We start from the raw sequence: 18,395 nt of genomic DNA on the forward strand, positions 1-18,395 counted from the left end.
AGGTGGAATCCACATCGCGCCGCCTACTCCTTGCCAGCACAATCGCGCAGTCGAGAATTCCGTCAAGGAGACAATTCGTGAAAATCAAGAGTAATAAAGACTTTGCGTCCGGGCTCATGTTCATGGGCGTTGGGGTCGCATTTGCGTGGGGTGCCACCACTTACAACGTGGGCACTGGCGCGCGCATGGGCCCTGGCTACTTCCCGTTGTTGCTGGGTATCTTGCTGGCCCTCATCGGCAGCGTGATCACCTTCAAGGCGCTTACCGTGGAAACCGCCGACGGCGACAAGATCGGCAAATGGGCCTGGAAGCCGCTGTTCTTCATCCTGGCCGCCAACTTTGCCTTCGGCATTCTGCTGGGCGGCTTGCCTAGCCTGGGCATCCCGGCCATGGGGCTCATCGTGGGCATCTATGCACTGACCTTCATCTCCAGCCTGGCTGGCAATGAGTTCAATGCCAAGGCCGTATTTGTTCTCGCCACCGTGCTGGCCATCGGCAGCTATGTGGCTTTTGTGTGGGCGCTCAAGCTGCAGTTTCCTGTGTGGCCGAGTTTCATCGCAGGTTAAGCAGGAGCACCGACCATGGATCTTATTAACAACTTGTCGTTGGGTTTTGGTGTTGCTTTCACCTTCCAGAACCTGATTTACTGTTTTGTGGGCTGTTTGCTCGGCACGCTCATTGGCGTGTTGCCAGGCATTGGCCCGGTGGCGACCATCGCCATGTTGCTGCCCGCCACCTATGCGCTGCCCCCGGTGGCGGCGCTGATCATGCTGGCTGGTATTTACTACGGTGCCCAGTACGGTGGTTCCACCACCGCAATTCTGGTGAACCTGCCAGGCGAGTCCTCGTCGGTGGTGACCGTGATTGACGGCTACCAGATGGCGCGCAAGGGGCGAGCGGGGCCGGCGCTGGCGGCTGCGGGCCTGGGTTCGTTCTTTGCGGGCTGCGTGGGCACGCTGATCCTGGCGGCCTTTGCGCCTCCGCTGACCGAAGTCGCGTTCAAGTTCGGCCCTGCCGAATACTTCTCGCTGATGACCTTGGGCCTGATCGGTGCCGTGGTGTTGGCCTCGGGTTCGTTACTCAAGGCGGTGGCCATGATCGTGCTGGGCCTGCTGATGGGCCTGGTGGGGACCGACGTGAACTCGGGTGTGGCGCGCTTCAGCTTCGATATCCCAGAACTGACCGACGGCATCGGTTTTGTGACCATCGCCATGGGTGTGTTCGGTTACGGTGAAATCATCGCCAACCTCTCGCGCCCCGATGATGAGCGTGAGGTGTTCACTGCCAAGGTGGAAGGTCTGTTCCCCACCAAGGAAGACTTCAAGAACATGATCCCCGCTGTGCTGCGGGGCACAGCGCTGGGTTCTGCTCTGGGCATCTTGCCCGGTGGTGGTGCCTTGCTGGCCGCTTTTGCTGCCTATACGGTGGAAAAGAAGACCAAGCTGCGTCCTGGCGAAGTGCCCTTTGGCCAAGGCAACATCCGCGGTGTAGCGGCCCCTGAGTCGGCCAACAACGCAGGTTCGCAAACCTCGTTCATCCCTCTGCTGACGCTGGGTATCCCGCCGAATGCCGTGATGGCGCTGATGGTGGGTGCCATGACCATCCACAACATCCAGCCTGGTCCCCAGGTGATGACGAGCAACCCCGAACTGTTCTGGGGCCTGATCGCGTCGATGTGGATCGGCAACGCCATGTTGGTGATTCTGAACCTGCCGCTCATCGGCATCTGGATCAAGCTGCTGACCGTGCCTTACCGCTGGCTGTATCCGTCCATCGTGCTGTTCTGCGCGGTGGGTGTGTACTCCACCAACAACAACACCTTCGACATCTGGATGGTGGGTGCGTTTGGTCTGATTGGCTACATCTTTCACAAGTTGGGCACCGAGCCTGCACCTTTGCTGCTGGGCTTCATTCTAGGCCCCATGATGGAAGAGAACCTGCGCCGTGCGCTGCTGCTGTCGCGTGGTGACTGGAGCGTGTTTGTGACGCGTCCGCTGTCGGCTGGCCTGTTGGCGGCTGCGGCACTGCTGCTCATCATCGTGCTGCTGCCTTCAGTCAAGAACAAGCGCGAAGAAGCGTTTGTGGAAGACTGATCGGTTCCGATTCTTTTCTCACCCTGATCAACGGCACCTTCGAGTGCCGTTGTTTTTTGGGCAGTGGCGTCCACGTGGTACGGCTGTCGCCAGTACACAATTGCGGGCAGAGGTCCGCATGTCCACACCGTTTCATCCCACGCAGCACCCGCACCGGGCGATGCTGCACAACGAAATCCACGCCCGCCCGCCCGAGGCGATGAATGCCCCACTGGCCATCGCCCACATCGTGATGCTGGCCGATGCGGCAGGGCGCGAGGCCAGCCGGGCCCATGTGGCCGCGCTCCTGCGGGACCACCACATGGCGCTGCCCGACGCCCAGACCACCCACTTGCGGATGGACTTGGGCGCTTTTCGGATGCGCTGGGAGATGCACACCGAATTCGTCACCTGGACCTTCATGGTCCCGGCGCCGGTGGAGGCTTTTGGAGAGCGGGAGCCGGTCAGTGCCGTGGATTCCGTTCCGCACGACTGGCTTGCAGCTTTGCCCGGCCAGTGCCTGTGCAGCCTGAACCTGTGGGTGCTGCCCACACACACCTTTGGATCGGGCTCTCTGGTCAAGCATGTTCTGCACGAAGACACATTGGTAGCCTCTACCGTGGCCGACGGGCATGGTGAGGTGTACACCGACTTTGCGATCCACGCCGACGGCTTTTCGCGCATGGTGCTGCTTGCAGGGGGCATGACACCACGGCGCCTGGGGCGTTTGGTGCAGCGCCTGCTGGAAATCGAGACCTACCGCATGGCTGCCTTGCTCGGTCTGCCTGCCGCTCGCGAGGCTGCCAGCGTGCTGGCCTTTGCTGAGCGCGAACTGGCGGCGCTGGCTGAAGCCATCCGCACGGCCAACCGTGACGACGAGCCCGCCTTGCTCGATCGGCTGACGCGCCTGGCCGGGCAGGTGGAAAGTCAGTACGCAGCCACGCACTCGCGCTTCTCGGCCAGCAGTGCCTACTTTGAATTGCTGGACCGCCGTATCCAGGACATTGCCGAGTCCCGCCTGGCGGGCATGCAGACCATCCGGGAGTTCATGGACCGGCGCCTGACCCCCGCTCGGAGTACCTGTGAGTGGGCAACCCGTCGGCAGGATGCGCTGTCGCAGCGCGTATCGCGCATGAGCAACCTGCTGCGCACCCGGGTAGAGATCGAACAGCAGCAAAGCAGCCAGGCGCTGCTGACCACCATGAACCACCGGCAGGATCTGCAGTTGCAGATGCAGTCCACCGTGGAGGGGTTGTCTGTGGCGGCCATTACCTATTACATCGTCGGGCTCGTCAGCTACCTGGCCAAGGGCGCGCAAAAACTGGGCTGGCCGTTGTCGCCGGAGACTACGGCAGCCCTCGCGATTCCGGTGGTGGCGGCAGGGGTGTGGTGGTCACTGCGGCGGCTGCACCAGCGGGTGTTCCACAAACACCGCTAAGGCGGTTGGCCCACCGATCTGTCGAGCGGCACGGGGTGCACTTTGGCTTGTCAGCCATCGTTGATGAAGGGGGCGCCCGCGCAGAGGTTCGATGGCCTGCACCAGCCTTGCCGTGTCACACTGGGCGCAACGCTCCGGCGACCACTGTCCGGCAGATACTTCAGCAGGCGCTTTGCGTCCTTTCGTACCCGTGACTACTGAAAAGAAGAGCATTGCCTCCGGCCTTGTGCTGGCATTCCTGGGCTCCATCGCCTTCAGCGGCAAGGCCATCATCGTCAAGCTGGCCTACCGCCATGGGGTGGATGCGGTCACGCTCATCATGTACCGCATGCTGTTTGCGCTGCCCATCTTTGCCGTGATGGCCTGGTGGGCCAGCCGGGGCAAACCGCCGCTCACCCGCAAGGACTGGCTGGGCGTGTTGGGCCTGGGTGTCACCGGCTACTATCTGGCGAGTTTTCTCGACTTTGCAGGGCTTGCCTATATCAGCGCCAGCCTGGAGCGCCTCATCCTGTACCTCAACCCCACGCTGGTCGTGTTGCTGGGCTGGGTGTTGTACGGACGTGGTATCCGCTGGGCCCAGGCGGCAGGCATGCTGGTGAGCTACAGCGGCGTGGTTCTGGTGTTTGGCCACGAGGCCAACCTGCAGGGTGCCAATGCTGCCTGGGGCACCTTGCTGGTGTTCCTGAGCGCAGTCAGCTATGCCATCTACCTGGTTTACAGCGGCGAGATGGTGCAGCGCCTGGGCGCGCTGCGGTTGGTGGGGCTTGCCACCACCGTGGCTTGCCTGTGCTGCCTGTTGCAGTTTGTGGTGCTGCGGCCGCTGAGTGCGGCAGTCGTTGCGCCTGAGGTGATCTGGCTGTCGGTGCTCAACGCCACCTTGTGCACGGCCGCGCCCGTGCTGATGGTGATGATGGCCATTGAGCGCATCGGCGCAGGCATGGCCGCGCAGACGGGCATGGTGGGCCCGTTGTCCACCATCCTCATGGGCGTGTGGATTCTGGGCGAACCGTTCACGGTGTGGGTCGCTGTCGGGACGGTGCTCGTGGTCGCGGGTATCTTCATTTTTACCCGCATGGCGCGCAGGGCCTGACAGCCCACATCCCGCAGCCCTTTGGGGCGCCGTGACAAGGGCCGCTCTGCTTGCTTTTATGACGTCTTCTTTTTGGGAGCTGCCTTGCTGCGGGCTGGTGCCTCGGCCGGTGCTGCAGGCGACGGCACCGCAGCTGCTGCGGGCGCAGTCTTGGGATTCATGCGCTGGGCCACCGTCACGGGGGCCGTGCCAGTGAATCCATCGAGGTTCTTGCCCATGGCCAGCTCCAGTTGCTCCAGACGCGCCTGTGCCGGCGGGTGCGTGGCCAGTGCCAGCGTGAAGGCCGGGTTGTCAGGCGTGGCGGTGCGCAGGTGCTGCAGCACCGACACCAGTCCATAGGGATCAAACCCCGCGCGGGTGGCCAGGGCCACGCCAGTGCGGTCGGCATCGTATTCATCGGTCTGGTCCAGGCCGCGTGCGTACAGGTTGCGCCCCAGTGCCAAAAATTGCGAGGCCACCACGTTGCCCACGGCGTTGGTCTTGATCTGGGAAGCCACCAACTGGGTCAGCATGCCCGACTGTGCGGTCTTGCGAATGGCCAGCAGGTGGTGTTTGGCGGTGACGTGGGTGATTTCGTGGGCGAGGATGCCAGCCAGCTCGGCCTCGTCGGCGCAGCGGTCGATCAGGCCCTTGGTCACGAACACATACCCCCCCGGGGCCGCAAAGGCGTTGTACCCCGAGTCGTCCAGCACCACAAAGGTCCACGGCAGGTTGGGGCGGGGCGATTGCAGGCTGATCCAGCGCCCCAGCTGATTCACATACCGCTGCAGTGCCATGTCCGGGTGCAGGGGTTTGCTGCCCAGCAGCACGGCCGAGAGTTGGCGACCGATTTCGATCTCGCGGGGCTCGTCGATGCTCTCGACCGAACGGGTGAGCATGCTGATGAGGTCATCTCCCTGGCCTGCGGGGCTGCCTCCACCGGTGATGGCGCCCAGCAGGCCTCCGCCGGTGTTGCTGGTGGAGCTGCCACCACCCAGGGCGTTGAGCAGATTCATGACCCCCTGGCTCTGTCCCTGGCTGGGGAGCAGGGTCAGGGCCAGGGCGGTGCACGCCGCAGCGAGCAGCCGGGTGCGGGAGAGGGATGGGGGCAGACGCATGGCAGCTCTCGCTCAGTTGGGGCTGAAATTGGGGTCGGACGGATTGTTGGACGAGCCTGTCGCCCCCGATCCGCTGCTGGAGGAGGGCCGGGGCGGCTCCGCCAGGGGTGCCACGTTGCGTGGCTGCAGCGACGCATTGCTGGCGAACTGGCGGGCTTGGTCGGCGTTGACCCGCAGCCCCTCGGCCTGGGTCACGGCAGCCGGGTTGGGTTGCGCCTTGGCGATGTCTTCGGCTCCCAGACCCCGGATGCCCACGGTGGAGGTGGCTGTCGTGGTGCCGCCGCTGTTGCTGCCAAACAGGCCGCCCAGGCCGCGCATGCCGCTGGTGGCTGCATTTCCACTGGTAGGAGCAGCGCCAGACTGCGGGCCCAGGTCAAACATGTGCACCCAGCCCGTGGCGCCTTGTTGCGTACTGACCTTGGTCCAGGGGCCCTTGCGCTCACTGGTGCGCGTGACCACCGCGTTCGCTTCCAGGGGCGCCACACTGGCGCCGTTTTCTGTGGGGCTGTCGCGCAGTTGGGTGGCGCGCTTGACGACGGCTGCCTCCTGGGCATGTGCTGTGCCTGTCAGAAAAGGCGCGAGAGCCATCACGCCCGATGCCAGCCAGGGAGTCAGGGCTCTGCAGTGCAGCCGGATCATTTTTGTAACTCTCCACTTATGATTTGTTGTGGCTGCGGCATGCAGCGTGAAACCGGAGATTGTTATGGATTTGGGTATTGCAGGCAAATGGGCGCTGGTGTGTGGCGCGAGCAAGGGGCTGGGCTATGGCTGCGCGCAGGCTTTGGTGCGCGAGGGTGTCAATGTGGTCATCAACGCCCGCAGTGCCGAGGCGCTCGAACAGGCTGCTACTCGTTTGATAGCTGAAAGTGCAAACAAGACCGGCGCCAGCGGCCAAAAGGGTGCCTCACCCCAGGTGCTGGCTGTGGCGGCCGACATCACCACGCCCGAAGGGCGTGCGGCGGTGTTCTCGGTGGCCGGAGGACCGGGCCGTGACTTCGACATCGTGGTCACCAACGCAGGCGGCCCACCCACCGGCGACTTCCGCGACTGGAACCGCGACGCCTGGATCAAGGCTGTGGACGCCAACATGCTGACCCCCATCGAACTGATCCAGGCCACGGTGGATGGCATGGCTGCACGCGGGTTTGGCCGCATCGTCAACATCACTTCCAGCGCCGTGAAGGCGCCCATCGACATCCTGGGCCTGTCCAACGGCGCGCGCAGTGGTCTCACGGGGTTTGTGGCGGGTGTGTCGCGCAGCAAGATTGCAGCGAGCGGGGTGACCATCAACAACCTGCTGCCTGGCAAGTTCGACACCGACCGGCTCGCAGCCACCGTCACGGCAGCCGCCAGCAAGGCGGGCAAGAGCGTCCAGGATGTGCGCTTCGCGCAGCAGGCGCAGATTCCGGCAGGGCGGTATGGCACGGCCGAAGAGTTTGGTGCCATTTGCGCCTTCCTGTGCAGCGTGCACGCGGGCTACATGACGGGACAGAACGTGCTGGCCGACGGTGGTGCCTACCCCGGTACGTTCTGACGCAGGCCGGGCCCGACGAGGCACGGCTGGTGGGCCGTGTGGCGCAGTGCTTGCGCAGAACGGAGGTTGGCGTGGTGTTTTGCCGACAGCTTTACCGGAGCGCTGAATAATTGGTGGAATACTGCGGGCCAGCGCCTGCCACTGTCCGCCGCCATGCAATCTGTCCACATTCCCTTTCTGCTGCGCCTGAAACGCCACTGCACCCTGCTGTGTCTGGCGCTGTGCGTTGGGGCCGCTGTGCAGGCCTCCGATGCGGCCAGCGCGGCGGGTGCGGGCACTGCAGCGGCAGCTCCGTACCGGTTGCGCATCGTGGGCGGTCTGGCCGGTATCAGCCAGTACGTCCGGCAGGAAGAGCCCTTCTGGACCAAGGAGCTTTCTCGCCTGAGCGCCGGGCGCTTCCAGGCAGAGATCGTGCCCTTTGACCGGGCTGGCGTGCCTGGGGCCGAGATGCTGCGTTTGCTGCAGCTGGGCGTGGTTCCTTTTGGCACCACCCTGATGAGTTCTTTCACCGCGCAATACCCCGAATACACAGCGCCTGACCTGGCCGGACTGAACCCCGACCTTGCCACGCTCAAGACCACGCTGGCCGCGTTTCGCCCCTACCTTGAAAAGGCGTTGCGCGAACAGCATGGCGTCGAGGCACTCGCCATCTACGTGTACCCGGCGCAGGTGGTGTTCTGCAAGAAGCCACTGCGTACGTTGGCCGAGCTGACTGGCCGCCGCGTGCGTGTGTCGTCGGCCAGCCAGGCCGACTTTGTGGGTGCCTTGGGCGGGGTACCCGTGCTGACGAGCTTTTCGCAGATCGTGCCCAGCTTGACCGCGGGCAATACCGAATGCGCCATCACCGGCACCATGTCGGGCAACATGCTTGGCCTGCCGTCGCTCACCACCCACGTGCACACCCTGCCGGTGACCTGGGGGCTTGCCGTGTTCGGTGCCAACCAGGCCGCCTGGGCGGCGCTGCCGCCCGACCTGCGCACGCTGCTCAAGCGCGAACTGCCCCGCCTGGAAGCTGCCATCTGGGCCGAGTCCGAGCGTGAAACTGCCGACGGGCTGGCTTGCAACCGGGGTGCCCCCACCTGCAGCGCTGGCACCAAGGGCAGTATGGTGGTGGTGCCCGTGTCGCCCCAGGATGAGCGCAGCCGCCAGGAGATCCTTGAATCCACCGTGTTGCCGCGCTGGGTGCAGCGTTGCGGCGCTCGCTGCGCGCAGGTCTGGAACCAGACCATCGGGCCAGTGCGTGGGCTGCAGGCAGCGCCTGCGAAATGACAGAGTCAGCCGCACCTTCGCGCATCAAGGCCTATGTCTGGGCGGGCGCTGCAGTGTTTGTGGCGGCCGTGGTGGCGGTGGCCGGTACCCTGGCGTGGAATGCCCGCCAGGCCGCGCTGGCCGATAGCGAGGCCCAGGCCACCCGCTTCGTGGCGGGCGCAGAGGCGGCACTCAACCGCTCGCTGCTGGCCGTGGACGTGCTGCTGGCCAGCATGGACGAGCTGCTGGGACTGTCCAATGCCATGCCCAAGTGGCTGGATGCCGATACGGCCAGCCAGCGGCTGCGGGGGTCGGCGCGGCAGAACCTCATGGTGCGCTACGTGGCGGTGCTCGACAGCACGGGCAAGGCGTTGGCGTCGTCCGACCCCGCAGGCGCCAGCCTGTTGGTGCAACTGCCGGCCGGTTTTCTGGAGAGCGTGCTGGAGCAACCTGTATCCACCCTGATGGTCAGCGCGCCGGTGGTGAGCTTTGCCAGTTCCGAGAAAGTGTTGTACTTCGCTCGCCACCTGCGCATGGCGGACAGCTCGCGGGTGGTGGCCGTGGCCGAGCTGCCGGTGTCGGCCCTGAGCTCGGTGCTGGTACAGGGCGTGGACATCAGCGGTCTGCAGGTCACGCTGGAGCGCGCCACCGGGCAACTGCTGCTGAGCGTGCCCAACCGCGAAGACGTGACCGCGCCCACCCTCACGCCGCCCATCGGAGATTTGGTCGACCGGGGAATGGCCTGGCAGGCCCCTGCGCGATTGACCGGCGAGCCATCGCTGGTGGTGTTCCGGCCCATCCTGTACCAGGACTTGCGCATCGCGGCCAGCATTCCGCTGGATGCGGCACTCGCCGGCTGGCGCGACCAGCGCGATGCCATTGCACTGACCACCGCGCTGTTCATCGCCATGATCTTTGCAGCGGGGGTGCTGGCGCTGCGCTACGTGGACCGGATGTCCCAGGCCCGCCTGGCCATCGCGCAGTCCAAGGCCACGCTGGACCAGGCGCTGGAGTCCATGGTGAGCGGCTTCTTGCTATTGGACAGCCAGCATCGCGTGGTGCAGTGGAACCGCCAGCTGGAGACGATTCTCCCGTGGCTGCAGGGCGTGATCACGCCCCTCATTCCGTTCCGAACGGTGCTGGAGGCCACGGTGGAGCACCATGTGCCCCGCCTGTCCGACGATGAGCGCAAGCGGTGGGTGAGCCAGCGCCTGGAGCGGCAAAAGCACCAGCCCGAGCCGCGGGAACAGTCGTACGCCAATGGCAGCACCATCCAGATCACCGAACGCGCCACGCCCGATGGCGGCCTCGTGATCAGCTACCACGACGTGACTGCGCTGCGCAAGGCCAGCACGGAGATCGAGAGCCTGGCCTTTTACGACCCGCTGACCAACCTGCCCAACCGCCGTCTGTTGATGGACCGCATGCAGCAAGCCATTGCCGCCAGCGTGCGCAGCGGGCAGTACGGCGCCTTGTTGTTCCTGGACCTGGACCACTTCAAGACCCTGAACGACACGCGGGGCCATGAGGTGGGCGACATGCTGTTGCGCCAGGTGGCTCAGCGCCTGAAGACCTGCGTGCGGCGCGAGGACACGGTGGCGCGCCTGGGGGGCGACGAATTTGTGGTCATGCTCAGCGACCTGTCGGTGCACCGTGATGAGGCCGCCGCCCAGGCGCGCCGGGTGGGTGAGAAGATCCTGCGCAAACTCAACGTGCCCTACACGCTGGGGGGGAACGCGCACCACAGCACGCCCAGCATTGGCGCCACGCTGATGGGCGGCAGCCTGCAGTCGTCGGTGGACCTGCTGAAAGAGGCGGACATCGCCATGTACCAAGTCAAATCGCAAGGGCGCAACGCGCTGTGCTTTTTTGACCCCCAGATGCAGATCGTCATCAGCATGCGCGCGCAGCTGGAGACCGACCTGCAGATGGCGCTCACCGCGCGGCAGTTTGTGCTGCACTACCAGCCGCAGTTCCACCTGGATGGCCGCATGGTGGGCGCCGAGGCCCTGATCCGGTGGCAGCACCCCGAGCGCGGGCTGGTTGCGCCCGGCGAGTTCATAGGCGTGGCCGAAGAAAGCGAACTCATCGTGCCCATGGGCCACTGGGTGCTGCGCACGGCCTGCGAGCAGCTGGCGGCCTGGCAGGGGGACGAGCGGTACCGGCACCTGCAGGTGTCGGTCAACGTGAGTGCGCGGCAGTTCCGCCAGCGCGACTTTGTGGCCCGGGTGGTGGAGGTGCTGCGCGAGACGGGCGCCAAGCCGCACCTGCTCAAGCTCGAACTCACCGAATCACTGGTGCTGGACAACGTGGACGACACCATCGCCAAGATCGGCATGCTCAAGACCAAGGGCGTGCGCTTTTCGGTGGATGACTTTGGCACCGGCTATTCATCGCTGGCGTATCTCACGCGGCTGCCGCTGGACCAGCTCAAGATCGACCAGTCCTTTGTGCGCAACCTGGGGGTGCGGCACACCGACGATGTGATCGTCCAGACCATCCTGGGCATGGCACGCAACCTGGAGCTGGATGTGATTGCCGAAGGGGTGGAAACCGAGGCACAGAAGGACTTCCTGGCCCGGCACGGCTGTGTGTACTTCCAGGGCTATCTGCTGGGGCGCCCCACCCCGGTGGTGGACCTGGAGGCGTTGATGGAGTCAGCCACCACGGTCACTGCTCCGGGTTGATGGGTCCAGAAAGGTCGCGCCGTTTGCTACTCTTTGTGTAGCAATTGGGACAATAAATATAAGCGCTACTGCCGGTTTGGACCAAAAATTGAACCCGTCAACGCCGTGACGACACCACAATGCCACCCACGATCAGCGCGAACGCCACGGCATGGAACGCCCTGGGCGTGTCGCCCAGAAAGGCCGCCGAGAGCACCCCGGCAAACAGCGGCGTGAGGTTGATGAAAAACCCGGCAGCTGCAGGCCCGGCGCGTTGCACGCCCACCCCCCAGCAGCGGTAGGCCAGCACCGCAGGCCCCACGGCGATGAAGGCCAGGGCGGCTATCAGCGGCCATCCCCATGCGATGTGCGTGCGCCCGCTGGCCCATTCGGCCCCCGCAAAGCTGCCCGACCAGGCCAGTCCAAACACCATTTGTGCCATCAAAAACGCAGCCCAGTCGCCCCGGATGCTGGTGGGCTCGCTGGTGCGCGACAGCAGCCAGCTGTAGAACGCCCACGAGATGGTGGCCAGCAACATGAACAAATCGCCCGGCACCAGACGGAATGCCAGCAGCTGCGACCACTCGCCCCGGCTCAGCACCAGCAGCACACCACACACCGACAGCAATGCCCCCAGTACCTGCCGCCGCGTGACGGTGGCCCCGAAGAACAGCGCGCCCACGGCCAGCATCCACACCGGCATGCTGGAGCCGACCAGCGTCACGTTGATGGGGGTGGAGGTTTGCAGCGCCATGTACTGCAGCGCGTTGTAGGCCCCGATGCCCAGCAGGCCCAGCAGCGCATAGCGGCGCCAGTGCGGCCACAGCGGGCTGTCGGCGCGCAGCACGCCATGGGCCAGGGGCAGCAGGATGGCAAAGGCCAGCACCCAGCGGATGAAGTTCAGGGTGATGGGGGGAATCAGGTCATGCGCCAGCCGCCCCACCACAGCGTTGCCGGCCCACAGCAAGGGCGGAATCACCAGCAGCACGGCCGTGCCGGGTGTGATTTTTTGAGTCATGGGGCTGCACTGTAACGGTGCAGCCCGGGCCCTGCTGCGCCCGGGGCACAAGGCCCCAGCACGCACCGGTGCTGCAAGGGCCGTCGGCAACCGCGTGCGATTCGTGGCAGGATGGCCGCCGTTGAGACATCCCCCCTTTTTTGTTTGAGGAGACGTTAGCCATGAGCCTTGCCGTCCAGATCCGCCAGCACGGTGGTCCCGAAGAACTCCACATCGTTGACGTCCCTGTGGGCGAGCCTGGCCCCGGTGAGGTCCGCATCCGCCACCACGCCATCGGCCTGAACTTCATCGACGTGTACCACCGCACCGGCCTGTACCCCTTGAGCATGCCCGCCACCATCGGCATGGAAGGCGCGGGCGTGATCGAGGCGGTGGGCGAGGGCGTCACGCACCTGAAGGTGGGCGACCGCGCCGCCTATGCCAGCAATCCTCCCGGCGCCTATTGCGAAGTGCGCGTGATGCCCGCCAAATGCGTGTGCAAGCTGCCCGACGCGATCAGCTTTGAGACTGGCGCGGCCATGATGCTCAAGGGCCTGACGGCGCAATACCTGCTCAAGAAAACCCGGCCTGTGGAAGGCCTGCAGCCTGGCGACCATGTGCTGTTCCATGCCGCAGCGGGCGGTGTGGGCCTCATCGCCTGCCAATGGGCCAAGGCGCTCGGCCTGCAGCTCATCGGCACGGCGGGGTCCGATGCCAAGTGCCAGCTGGCCCTGGCCAACGGCGCGGCGCACGCCATCAACTACAGCACCGAGGACTTTGCGGCGCGCGTGAAGGAGATCACCGGCGGCAAGGGCGTGAAGGTCGTGTACGACTCGGTGGGCAAGGACACCTGGGACAAATCGCTCGAATGCTTGCGCCCCTTCGGCTTGATGGCCAGCTTCGGCAACGCGTCGGGCCCGGTGGCGCCGTTTGCGCCCGGCAGCCTGGGCGCCAAAGGCTCGCTGTACGTCACACGCCAGACACTGTTCACCCATATCGCCACGCGTGAGGCCACGCAAGCCATGGCGGACGACCTGTTTGCCGTGGTCGCCAGCGGGCAGGTCAAGATCCACATCGACCAGCGCTACCCACTGGCCGATGTGCAGCAGGCCCACCGCGACCTGGAAGCACGCAAGACCACCGGCTGCACCATCCTCACGCTGTGAACGCGGCTGCACAGGCGCCCACCTTCGACCAGTGGCTGGCAGGGGCACGCCAGGCGGCGGAGCAGCCACCGGCCCAGCCGCGCCAGCCCCTGGTGGTGGCGGGGCAGGTGGTGGGCTCGATAGCGCCCGGGTTTTTTAGCCAAATCAGCCTGGAGCGCTTGATGGATAAGCGCTACCAGCTATCAGAAGCAGAGCATTCTCAGGGCCTTGCCTGGCATTTGCAGGCATCGCCCACCGACACCACGGATGCCCTCAACACCCTGGCCGCCGCGCTGCGCGATGCCAGCCTGTGTGGCCCCTGGCGCGACGAGCAGCTGGCGGTCACCAACCCGGCGGGCGAGGTCATCGGCACCGTGGAGCGCGGGGCGGTGCGTGTGCTGGGCTTGGCCACCCGCGCCGTGCACCTGGTGGGTCTGGCGCCCGACGGGCGAATGTGGGTGCAAAAGCGCTCCCTGACCAAGCCCAACAACCCCGGACTGTGGGACACGCTGATGGGTGGCATGGTCTCCGCTGCCGACTCTCTGTCGCAGGCCCTGGCCCGCGAAACCTGGGAAGAGGCCGGTTTGCGGGTGGAGGCATTGGCCGACGTGGCGCACGGGGGCCAGGTGCTGTTCAGCCGCCCCAGCCGCGAGGGCGGGGGCGCGGGCTTCATGGTCGAGCGCATCGACTGGTTTCGCGCCCAGGTGCCTCAGGGCATGGAGCCCGACAACCAGGACGGCGAGGTCGAGCGTTTTGACCTGCTGCCTCTGGACGCGGTGCGCGAGCGGGTGGCCCAGGGGGCGTTCACGCTGGAAGCCGGGCTGGTGATTGCGGGGTTTCTGGGGGTGTAGTTGCCGGTGCGGCCCGTGCGTGCCCGCTCCCGCTGCTACCGGAGCAGGCTGGCAGGCAGCCCAGGCCCTGCAAGGTGGCCTGCACTGCCTCGTCCAGCGGGGTGTGTGGCTCCTCGCCCAGCACCGCCCGCAGCCGGTCGTTGGCCATGCGCACCGGCTGCTGCCACAGGCAGCGCATCTCGCGCATTTCACGCAAGGTGGTCACGAACGGCGAGGCCAGCGTAACCAGCCACCAGGGAAACGCCTGCACGCGCGGCGCCTGGCTGCCCCGCGCCACCGCCACACGGCCAATGGCGGCCGCCATCTGCGTGCCATCAGCATCCCAATGCCCAGCCATGTGAAAGCGGGCAAATGCGGGCAGCTCGGCGCGCCGCTCCAGCAGCAACACCATGGCGCGCGCCACGTCCGGCAAGTACGACCACTGGTGCCCGACGCCGGGCGCGCCTGGCTGCTTTACCGTGGCCACCGGTCGGCCCGGCTGGATGAGGCCCTGCGCAAACCAGCTGTTGCCCGCCTGCGGGCCAAAGAAGTCGCCCGCGCGCACGATGATCACGCGGCATGCTGCCTCCAGCGGGTGTGGCACGGTGGCTTGCTGCAGGCGGCGCTCCAGCTCCACCCGCACGGCGCCCTTGCGCGTGCGGGGGTGTTGGGGGGCGTCTTCGTGCAGCACCGGGAAGGCATCCGGCCCGTAGTTGTAGACGGTGCCTGGCAGCACCACCGTGGCGCCGTGCGCCCGGGCCGCTGCCATCGTGTTGTCGATCATCGGTAGCACCAGCTCGCTCCAGCGCCGGTAGCCGGGCGGGTTGACCGCGTGCACGATCACCTGGCAACCGGTGGCTGCGGCCATCACATCGGCCCGGGTCATCGCGTCGCCCCGAACCCAGGTGAACCCGTCGCGCTGCTCTCTGGCCTGCGCTGCATTGCGGCGCATTGCCACCACCTCCCACCCCCGGTCACGCAGCTGGCGCGCCACCTCGCCGCCAATGCCGCCGGTGGCGCCCAGAACCAGTACCTTGGGGCGGCTGCCCGTGGGGTTGTTGCTCATCTCGATATTCCTTCAAAAACCTGTGGATGGAGGCAGTGTCTGCGCCCCAGCGATTCAATGGAATTGCTGAAAATGAGTGGGTGGCTATACATTTGTGTATGGATCAACCGAATCGCCATGACATTGGCTGGGAGCTGTACCGCTCGTACCTCGGCGTGCTGCGGGAGGGCTCCCTGTCGGGCGCCGCGCGAGCACTAGGGGTGACACAGCCCACCGTGGGCCGCCACATTGCCGCGCTGGAGCAGGCTCTGGGGCTGGTGCTCTTCACGCGCTCTCAGCAGGGCCTGCTGCCGACCGAGGCCGCGTTGGCCCTGCGCAGCTACGCCGAAGCCATGGGCCACTCTGCGGCGGCGCTGGTGCGCGCGGCTGACAGCCAGGGCGACGGCGTGCGCGGCACGGTGCGTGTGAGCGCCAGCGAGGTGATGGGGGTCGAGGTGTTGCCGCCCCTCCTCGCGCAGTTGCAGGCCGAGCATCCCGCGCTGACGGTGGAGCTGGTGCTGAGCAACCGCGTGCACGACCTGCTGCAGCGCGAGGCCGACATCGCCATCCGCATGACCGAACCCCGGCAGGACGCGCTCATCGCCCGCCGCGTGGGCACCATCCCGCTGGGCCTGTATGCCCATCCGCGCTACATCGCCGCCCAGGGCATGCCCGCCACCCTGGCCGAACTGGCGCAGCACCGCCTGATCGGCTTTGATGCAGAAACCCCTTTTTTGCGTGCGACCCAAAAGGCCCTGCCTGTGTGGCGGCGAGATCGGTTTGCCGTGCGCAGCGACAGCGACGTGGCGCAAATCGCCTTCATCCGTGCTGGCGCCGGCATAGGCATCTGCCAGGACGCACTGGCCCGCCGCACCGCTCCCGCGCTGGTGCGAGTGCTGCCACAGCAGCTCCAATACGGTCTGGAGACCTGGGTGGTGATGCACGAGGACCTGCGCACCAGCCCGCGATGCAAGCACACGTTCGATGCGCTGGTGGTGGGGCTGGAGCGGTACCTTGTCGAAGGACCAGGCAGCGACGAATCGGCCGATTAGTCCGCTGAATCGGATGGGGGTGGAGGGCTGCGATCTATTGGGCAGCTGAAGATGCCCATGGAGGTACGTTGGAGGCTTCTTTCACCGGCCTTTGCTGCCAAGAGCCTGCACGCCATTGCGCTGCACAGCCACCGCCTTCACCAGATCCCACGCCGCTTGCGCCACAGGCGAGAGCGCGCGGTGCTTCCGGTGCACCAGCATGATCTCCCGGTCCACGCGCGGCACCAGGGGGCGTACCGCCAGCCGTGCCAGGCCTTCGGGCGGCAGGGCCAGGGTGGGGATCACCGAGATGCCCAGGCCTGCGTCCAGCATGCGAAAGATGGTGGTGGGGTGGCCGACCTCCTGGGCCACTGTGCAGGCCACGCCGTGCTCGGCCAGGGCGCGGTCGATCAGGCGGCGGCTACCGGAGTCGTGGTCCAGCAGCACCAGTGCTTCGCCCTGCAGGTCGGTCCAGCGCACCTGGCGTTTGTCCGCCAGCCGGTGGCTGGGTGGGCAGGCCAGGCAGAAGGGTTCGGTCAGGATGGTCTCGCAGTGCAGCGCTTCGCGCTCGCTGGGGTCGATGACCACGCCAAAGTCCACCTCGCCCGACAGCACGCTGGCCAGCACTGCGCTCTGGATGCGGTCCAGCAGCACCAGCTCCAGCCCCGGCAGGGTGCGCTGGCATTCTGCGATGCAGTCAGGCATGAGGTTGGCCGACAGCGTGGGGCTGCTGGCCACGCGCACGCGTCCGCGCCGCTCGGTGGCCATTTCCCGCACGTCCAGCAGTGTGTTCTCCAGCTCTTCCAGCACCCGGGGCAGGCGGGCCGACAGGCGCTGGCCCGCGTCGGTCAGCGTCACCTCGCGCGTGGTGCGGTTGAGCAGCTTCAGGCCCAGCTGGGCTTCCAGTTCGGTGATGCAGCGGCTCACGGCCGGTTGGGTCAGGCCCACCGCATCGCCCGTGCGGCTGAAGTTGCGGGTGGCAGCCACCGACTGAAACACATGCAGCTGGCGCAGGGTGATATTCATGCGTTCGAATCATAAATCCATCAGAGAAATCCATTTCTCTTTGGAATCGGGCTGCGGTCCAATGCGTGTCTTTGGGGTTTGTGTGCCCCATGTCCTTTTGCATTTTTTGCGCTGCCGCTGCGCTGTCACCCATGGCCCGTTCCCGTTTTCTCCCCGACAACTTCACCCTGGCCTTGCTGGGCACCGTCACCCTCGCCAGCGTGTTGCCCGCATCGGGCGTGGCGGCCCAGGCGCTGGAGGGGATCACCGTGGCTGCGGTGGCGTTGCTGTTCTTCTTGCACGGGGCCAAGCTCTCGCGGGATGCCATCGTGGCGGGGCTCTCGCACTGGCGGCTGCACCTGGTGGTCGTGGGCACCACGTTTGTGCTGTTCCCGCTGCTGGGCTGGGCGCTGCGGCCGGTGCTGCTGCCGCTGGTCACGCCCGGCCTTTACACCGGCATCCTGTACCTGTGCGTGCTGCCCGCCACGGTGCAGTCGGCCATTGCGTTCACGGCCATGGCGCGCGGCAACATGCCGGCGGCCATCTGCAGCGCGTCGGCATCGACCCTGCTGGGCATCGTGATCACGCCGCTGCTGGTGGGGCTGCTGCTGCCCGAGGCACAACAGCAGGCGGGCGCCGCGCAGCATGACACGCTGGCCAACATCGGCCGCATCACCTTGCAGTTGCTGGTGCCCTTTGTGGCGGGCCACCTGCTGCGTCCGTGGATTGGCGGTTTTGTGCAGCGCCGGGCGGCAGCGCTCAAGCTGGTGGACCAGGGCTCCATCCTGCTGGTGGTGTTCACGGCCTTCAGCGCTGCGGTGGTCGAGGGGCTGTGGCGGCAGTTGCCTGCGTCTGCGTTGCTGGGCCTGGTGGTGGTGTGCGCCGTGCTGCTGACACTGGCGCTGGTGACCACTACCTGGGTCGCGCGGCGCATGGGGTTCTCCAAGGAGGACGAAATCACGCTGGTGTTCTGCGGCTCCAAGAAGAGCCTGGCCAGCGGCGTGCCCATGGCCAAGGTGCTGTTTGCATCACACGCGGTGGGCGCCATCGTGCTGCCCATCATGGTGTTCCACCAGATGCAGCTGATGGTGTGTGCGGTGCTGGCGCAGCGCTATGCACGGCGCGGCGTGTAGGCAACCAGGCCGCTATATTTTGTATAGCTGCAGGCGCATGAAGAACATGCGCCTGCGGCCCAAA

16 protein-coding genes are annotated in these 18,395 nt (G+C 66.0%); 11 read left to right on the top strand and 5 right to left on the bottom strand.

Annotated elements, in window-relative coordinates; translation table 11 throughout:
* Positions 1–77: 77 nt before the first annotated feature.
* The 4 genes from CLU87_RS03810 to CLU87_RS03825 all read left to right on the top strand — a co-directional run bounded on the left by CLU87_RS03810 (position 78) and on the right by CLU87_RS03825 (position 4,600).
* Positions 78–566 (top strand): tripartite tricarboxylate transporter TctB family protein, encoded by a 489-nt coding sequence (locus CLU87_RS03810; RefSeq protein ID WP_056060942.1) that lies wholly within the window; start codon positions 78–80, stop codon positions 564–566.
* Positions 567–581: 15 nt separating this feature from the next.
* Positions 582–2,093: a tripartite tricarboxylate transporter permease gene (locus CLU87_RS03815; RefSeq protein WP_056060945.1), complete on the top strand. Its 1,512-nt coding sequence runs from the start codon at positions 582–584 to the stop codon at positions 2,091–2,093.
* A 118-nt stretch (positions 2,094–2,211) separates the two neighbouring features.
* Positions 2,212–3,510 carry a DUF3422 family protein gene (locus CLU87_RS03820; protein WP_056060948.1) on the top strand — a complete coding sequence of 433 codons (1,299 nt, stop codon included), beginning with the start codon at positions 2,212–2,214 and terminating at the stop codon, positions 3,508–3,510.
* A 190-nt stretch (positions 3,511–3,700) separates the two neighbouring features.
* The gene (locus tag CLU87_RS03825) at positions 3,701–4,600 is read left to right on the top strand and encodes a DMT family transporter (RefSeq protein ID WP_099729580.1); all 900 of its coding nucleotides are present in this window, start codon (positions 3,701–3,703) and stop codon (positions 4,598–4,600) included.
* A 56-nt stretch (positions 4,601–4,656) separates the two neighbouring features.
* On the opposite strand, the gene CLU87_RS03830 is transcribed toward CLU87_RS03825, so the two are convergent.
* Both CLU87_RS03830 and CLU87_RS03835 read right to left on the bottom strand, forming a co-directional pair.
* Positions 4,657–5,697: a M48 family metalloprotease gene (locus CLU87_RS03830; RefSeq protein WP_099729581.1), complete on the bottom strand. Its 1,041-nt coding sequence runs from the start codon at positions 5,695–5,697 to the stop codon at positions 4,657–4,659.
* 12 nt (positions 5,698–5,709) lie between these two features.
* A complete protein-coding gene (locus CLU87_RS03835; protein ID WP_233193702.1) occupies positions 5,710–6,285 on the bottom strand; it encodes an SH3 domain-containing protein in 576 nt (191 codons plus the stop codon).
* Between the two features lie 115 nt (positions 6,286–6,400).
* Between CLU87_RS03835 and CLU87_RS03840 the strand changes: the two genes are divergently transcribed.
* The 3 genes from CLU87_RS03840 (at position 6,401) to CLU87_RS03850 (ending at position 11,166) form a co-directional block, all read left to right on the top strand.
* Positions 6,401–7,231 carry an SDR family oxidoreductase gene (locus CLU87_RS03840; RefSeq protein WP_099729583.1) on the top strand — a complete coding sequence of 277 codons (831 nt, stop codon included), beginning with the start codon at positions 6,401–6,403 and terminating at the stop codon, positions 7,229–7,231.
* Positions 7,232–7,384: 153 nt separating this feature from the next.
* Positions 7,385–8,500 (top strand): TRAP transporter substrate-binding protein, encoded by a 1,116-nt coding sequence (locus tag CLU87_RS03845; RefSeq protein ID WP_099729584.1) that lies wholly within the window; start codon positions 7,385–7,387, stop codon positions 8,498–8,500.
* Entirely contained in the window at positions 8,497–11,166 is a 2,670-nt protein-coding gene (locus CLU87_RS03850; protein WP_099729585.1) for an EAL domain-containing protein, read from the top strand. Before CLU87_RS03845 ends, CLU87_RS03850 begins: the two co-directional genes overlap by 4 nt.
* A 97-nt stretch (positions 11,167–11,263) precedes the next feature.
* Here the strand turns inward: CLU87_RS03850 and CLU87_RS03855 are convergent, their stop codons facing one another.
* Positions 11,264–12,163 carry a DMT family transporter gene (locus CLU87_RS03855; RefSeq protein ID WP_099729586.1) on the bottom strand — a complete coding sequence of 300 codons (900 nt, stop codon included), beginning with the start codon at positions 12,161–12,163 and terminating at the stop codon, positions 11,264–11,266.
* Positions 12,164–12,324: 161 nt separating this feature from the next.
* On the opposite strand from CLU87_RS03855, the gene CLU87_RS03860 reads away from it, so the two are divergent.
* Together CLU87_RS03860 and CLU87_RS03865 are read left to right on the top strand one after the other, a co-directional pair.
* Positions 12,325–13,308 (top strand): quinone oxidoreductase, encoded by a 984-nt coding sequence (locus CLU87_RS03860; protein WP_056060964.1) that lies wholly within the window; start codon positions 12,325–12,327, stop codon positions 13,306–13,308.
* The gene (locus CLU87_RS03865; protein ID WP_099729587.1) at positions 13,305–14,138 is read left to right on the top strand and encodes an NUDIX domain-containing protein; all 834 of its coding nucleotides are present in this window, start codon (positions 13,305–13,307) and stop codon (positions 14,136–14,138) included. The genes CLU87_RS03860 and CLU87_RS03865 overlap by 4 nt, the downstream gene beginning before the upstream one ends.
* On the opposite strand, the gene CLU87_RS03870 is transcribed toward CLU87_RS03865, so the two are convergent.
* Positions 14,092–15,183, bottom strand: a complete 1,092-nt coding sequence (locus CLU87_RS03870) for an NAD-dependent epimerase/dehydratase family protein (RefSeq protein WP_099729588.1) — start codon at positions 15,181–15,183, stop codon at positions 14,092–14,094. The two genes, CLU87_RS03865 and CLU87_RS03870, sit on opposite strands and share 47 nt — an antisense overlap.
* Positions 15,184–15,281: 98 nt before the next feature.
* On the opposite strand from CLU87_RS03870, the gene CLU87_RS03875 reads away from it, so the two are divergent.
* Positions 15,282–16,214 (top strand): LysR family transcriptional regulator, encoded by a 933-nt coding sequence (locus CLU87_RS03875; RefSeq protein ID WP_099729589.1) that lies wholly within the window; start codon positions 15,282–15,284, stop codon positions 16,212–16,214.
* Between the two features lie 81 nt (positions 16,215–16,295).
* Here CLU87_RS03875 and CLU87_RS03880 read toward each other — a convergent pair whose 3' ends face one another.
* Positions 16,296–17,219: a LysR family transcriptional regulator gene (locus CLU87_RS03880; RefSeq protein ID WP_015013070.1), complete on the bottom strand. Its 924-nt coding sequence runs from the start codon at positions 17,217–17,219 to the stop codon at positions 16,296–16,298.
* 131 nt (positions 17,220–17,350) lie between these two features.
* Between CLU87_RS03880 and CLU87_RS03885 the strand changes: the two genes are divergently transcribed.
* On the top strand, positions 17,351–18,331 hold the full coding sequence (locus CLU87_RS03885; RefSeq protein ID WP_099732027.1) for a bile acid:sodium symporter family protein: 981 nt from the start codon (positions 17,351–17,353) through the stop codon (positions 18,329–18,331).
* The last annotated feature ends 64 nt before the right edge of the window (positions 18,332–18,395 follow it).

The sequence above is a fragment of the Acidovorax sp. 59 genome (assembly GCF_002754175.1).
In the GTDB taxonomy this organism is placed as follows: domain Bacteria; phylum Pseudomonadota; class Gammaproteobacteria; order Burkholderiales; family Burkholderiaceae_C; genus Acidovorax; species Acidovorax delafieldii.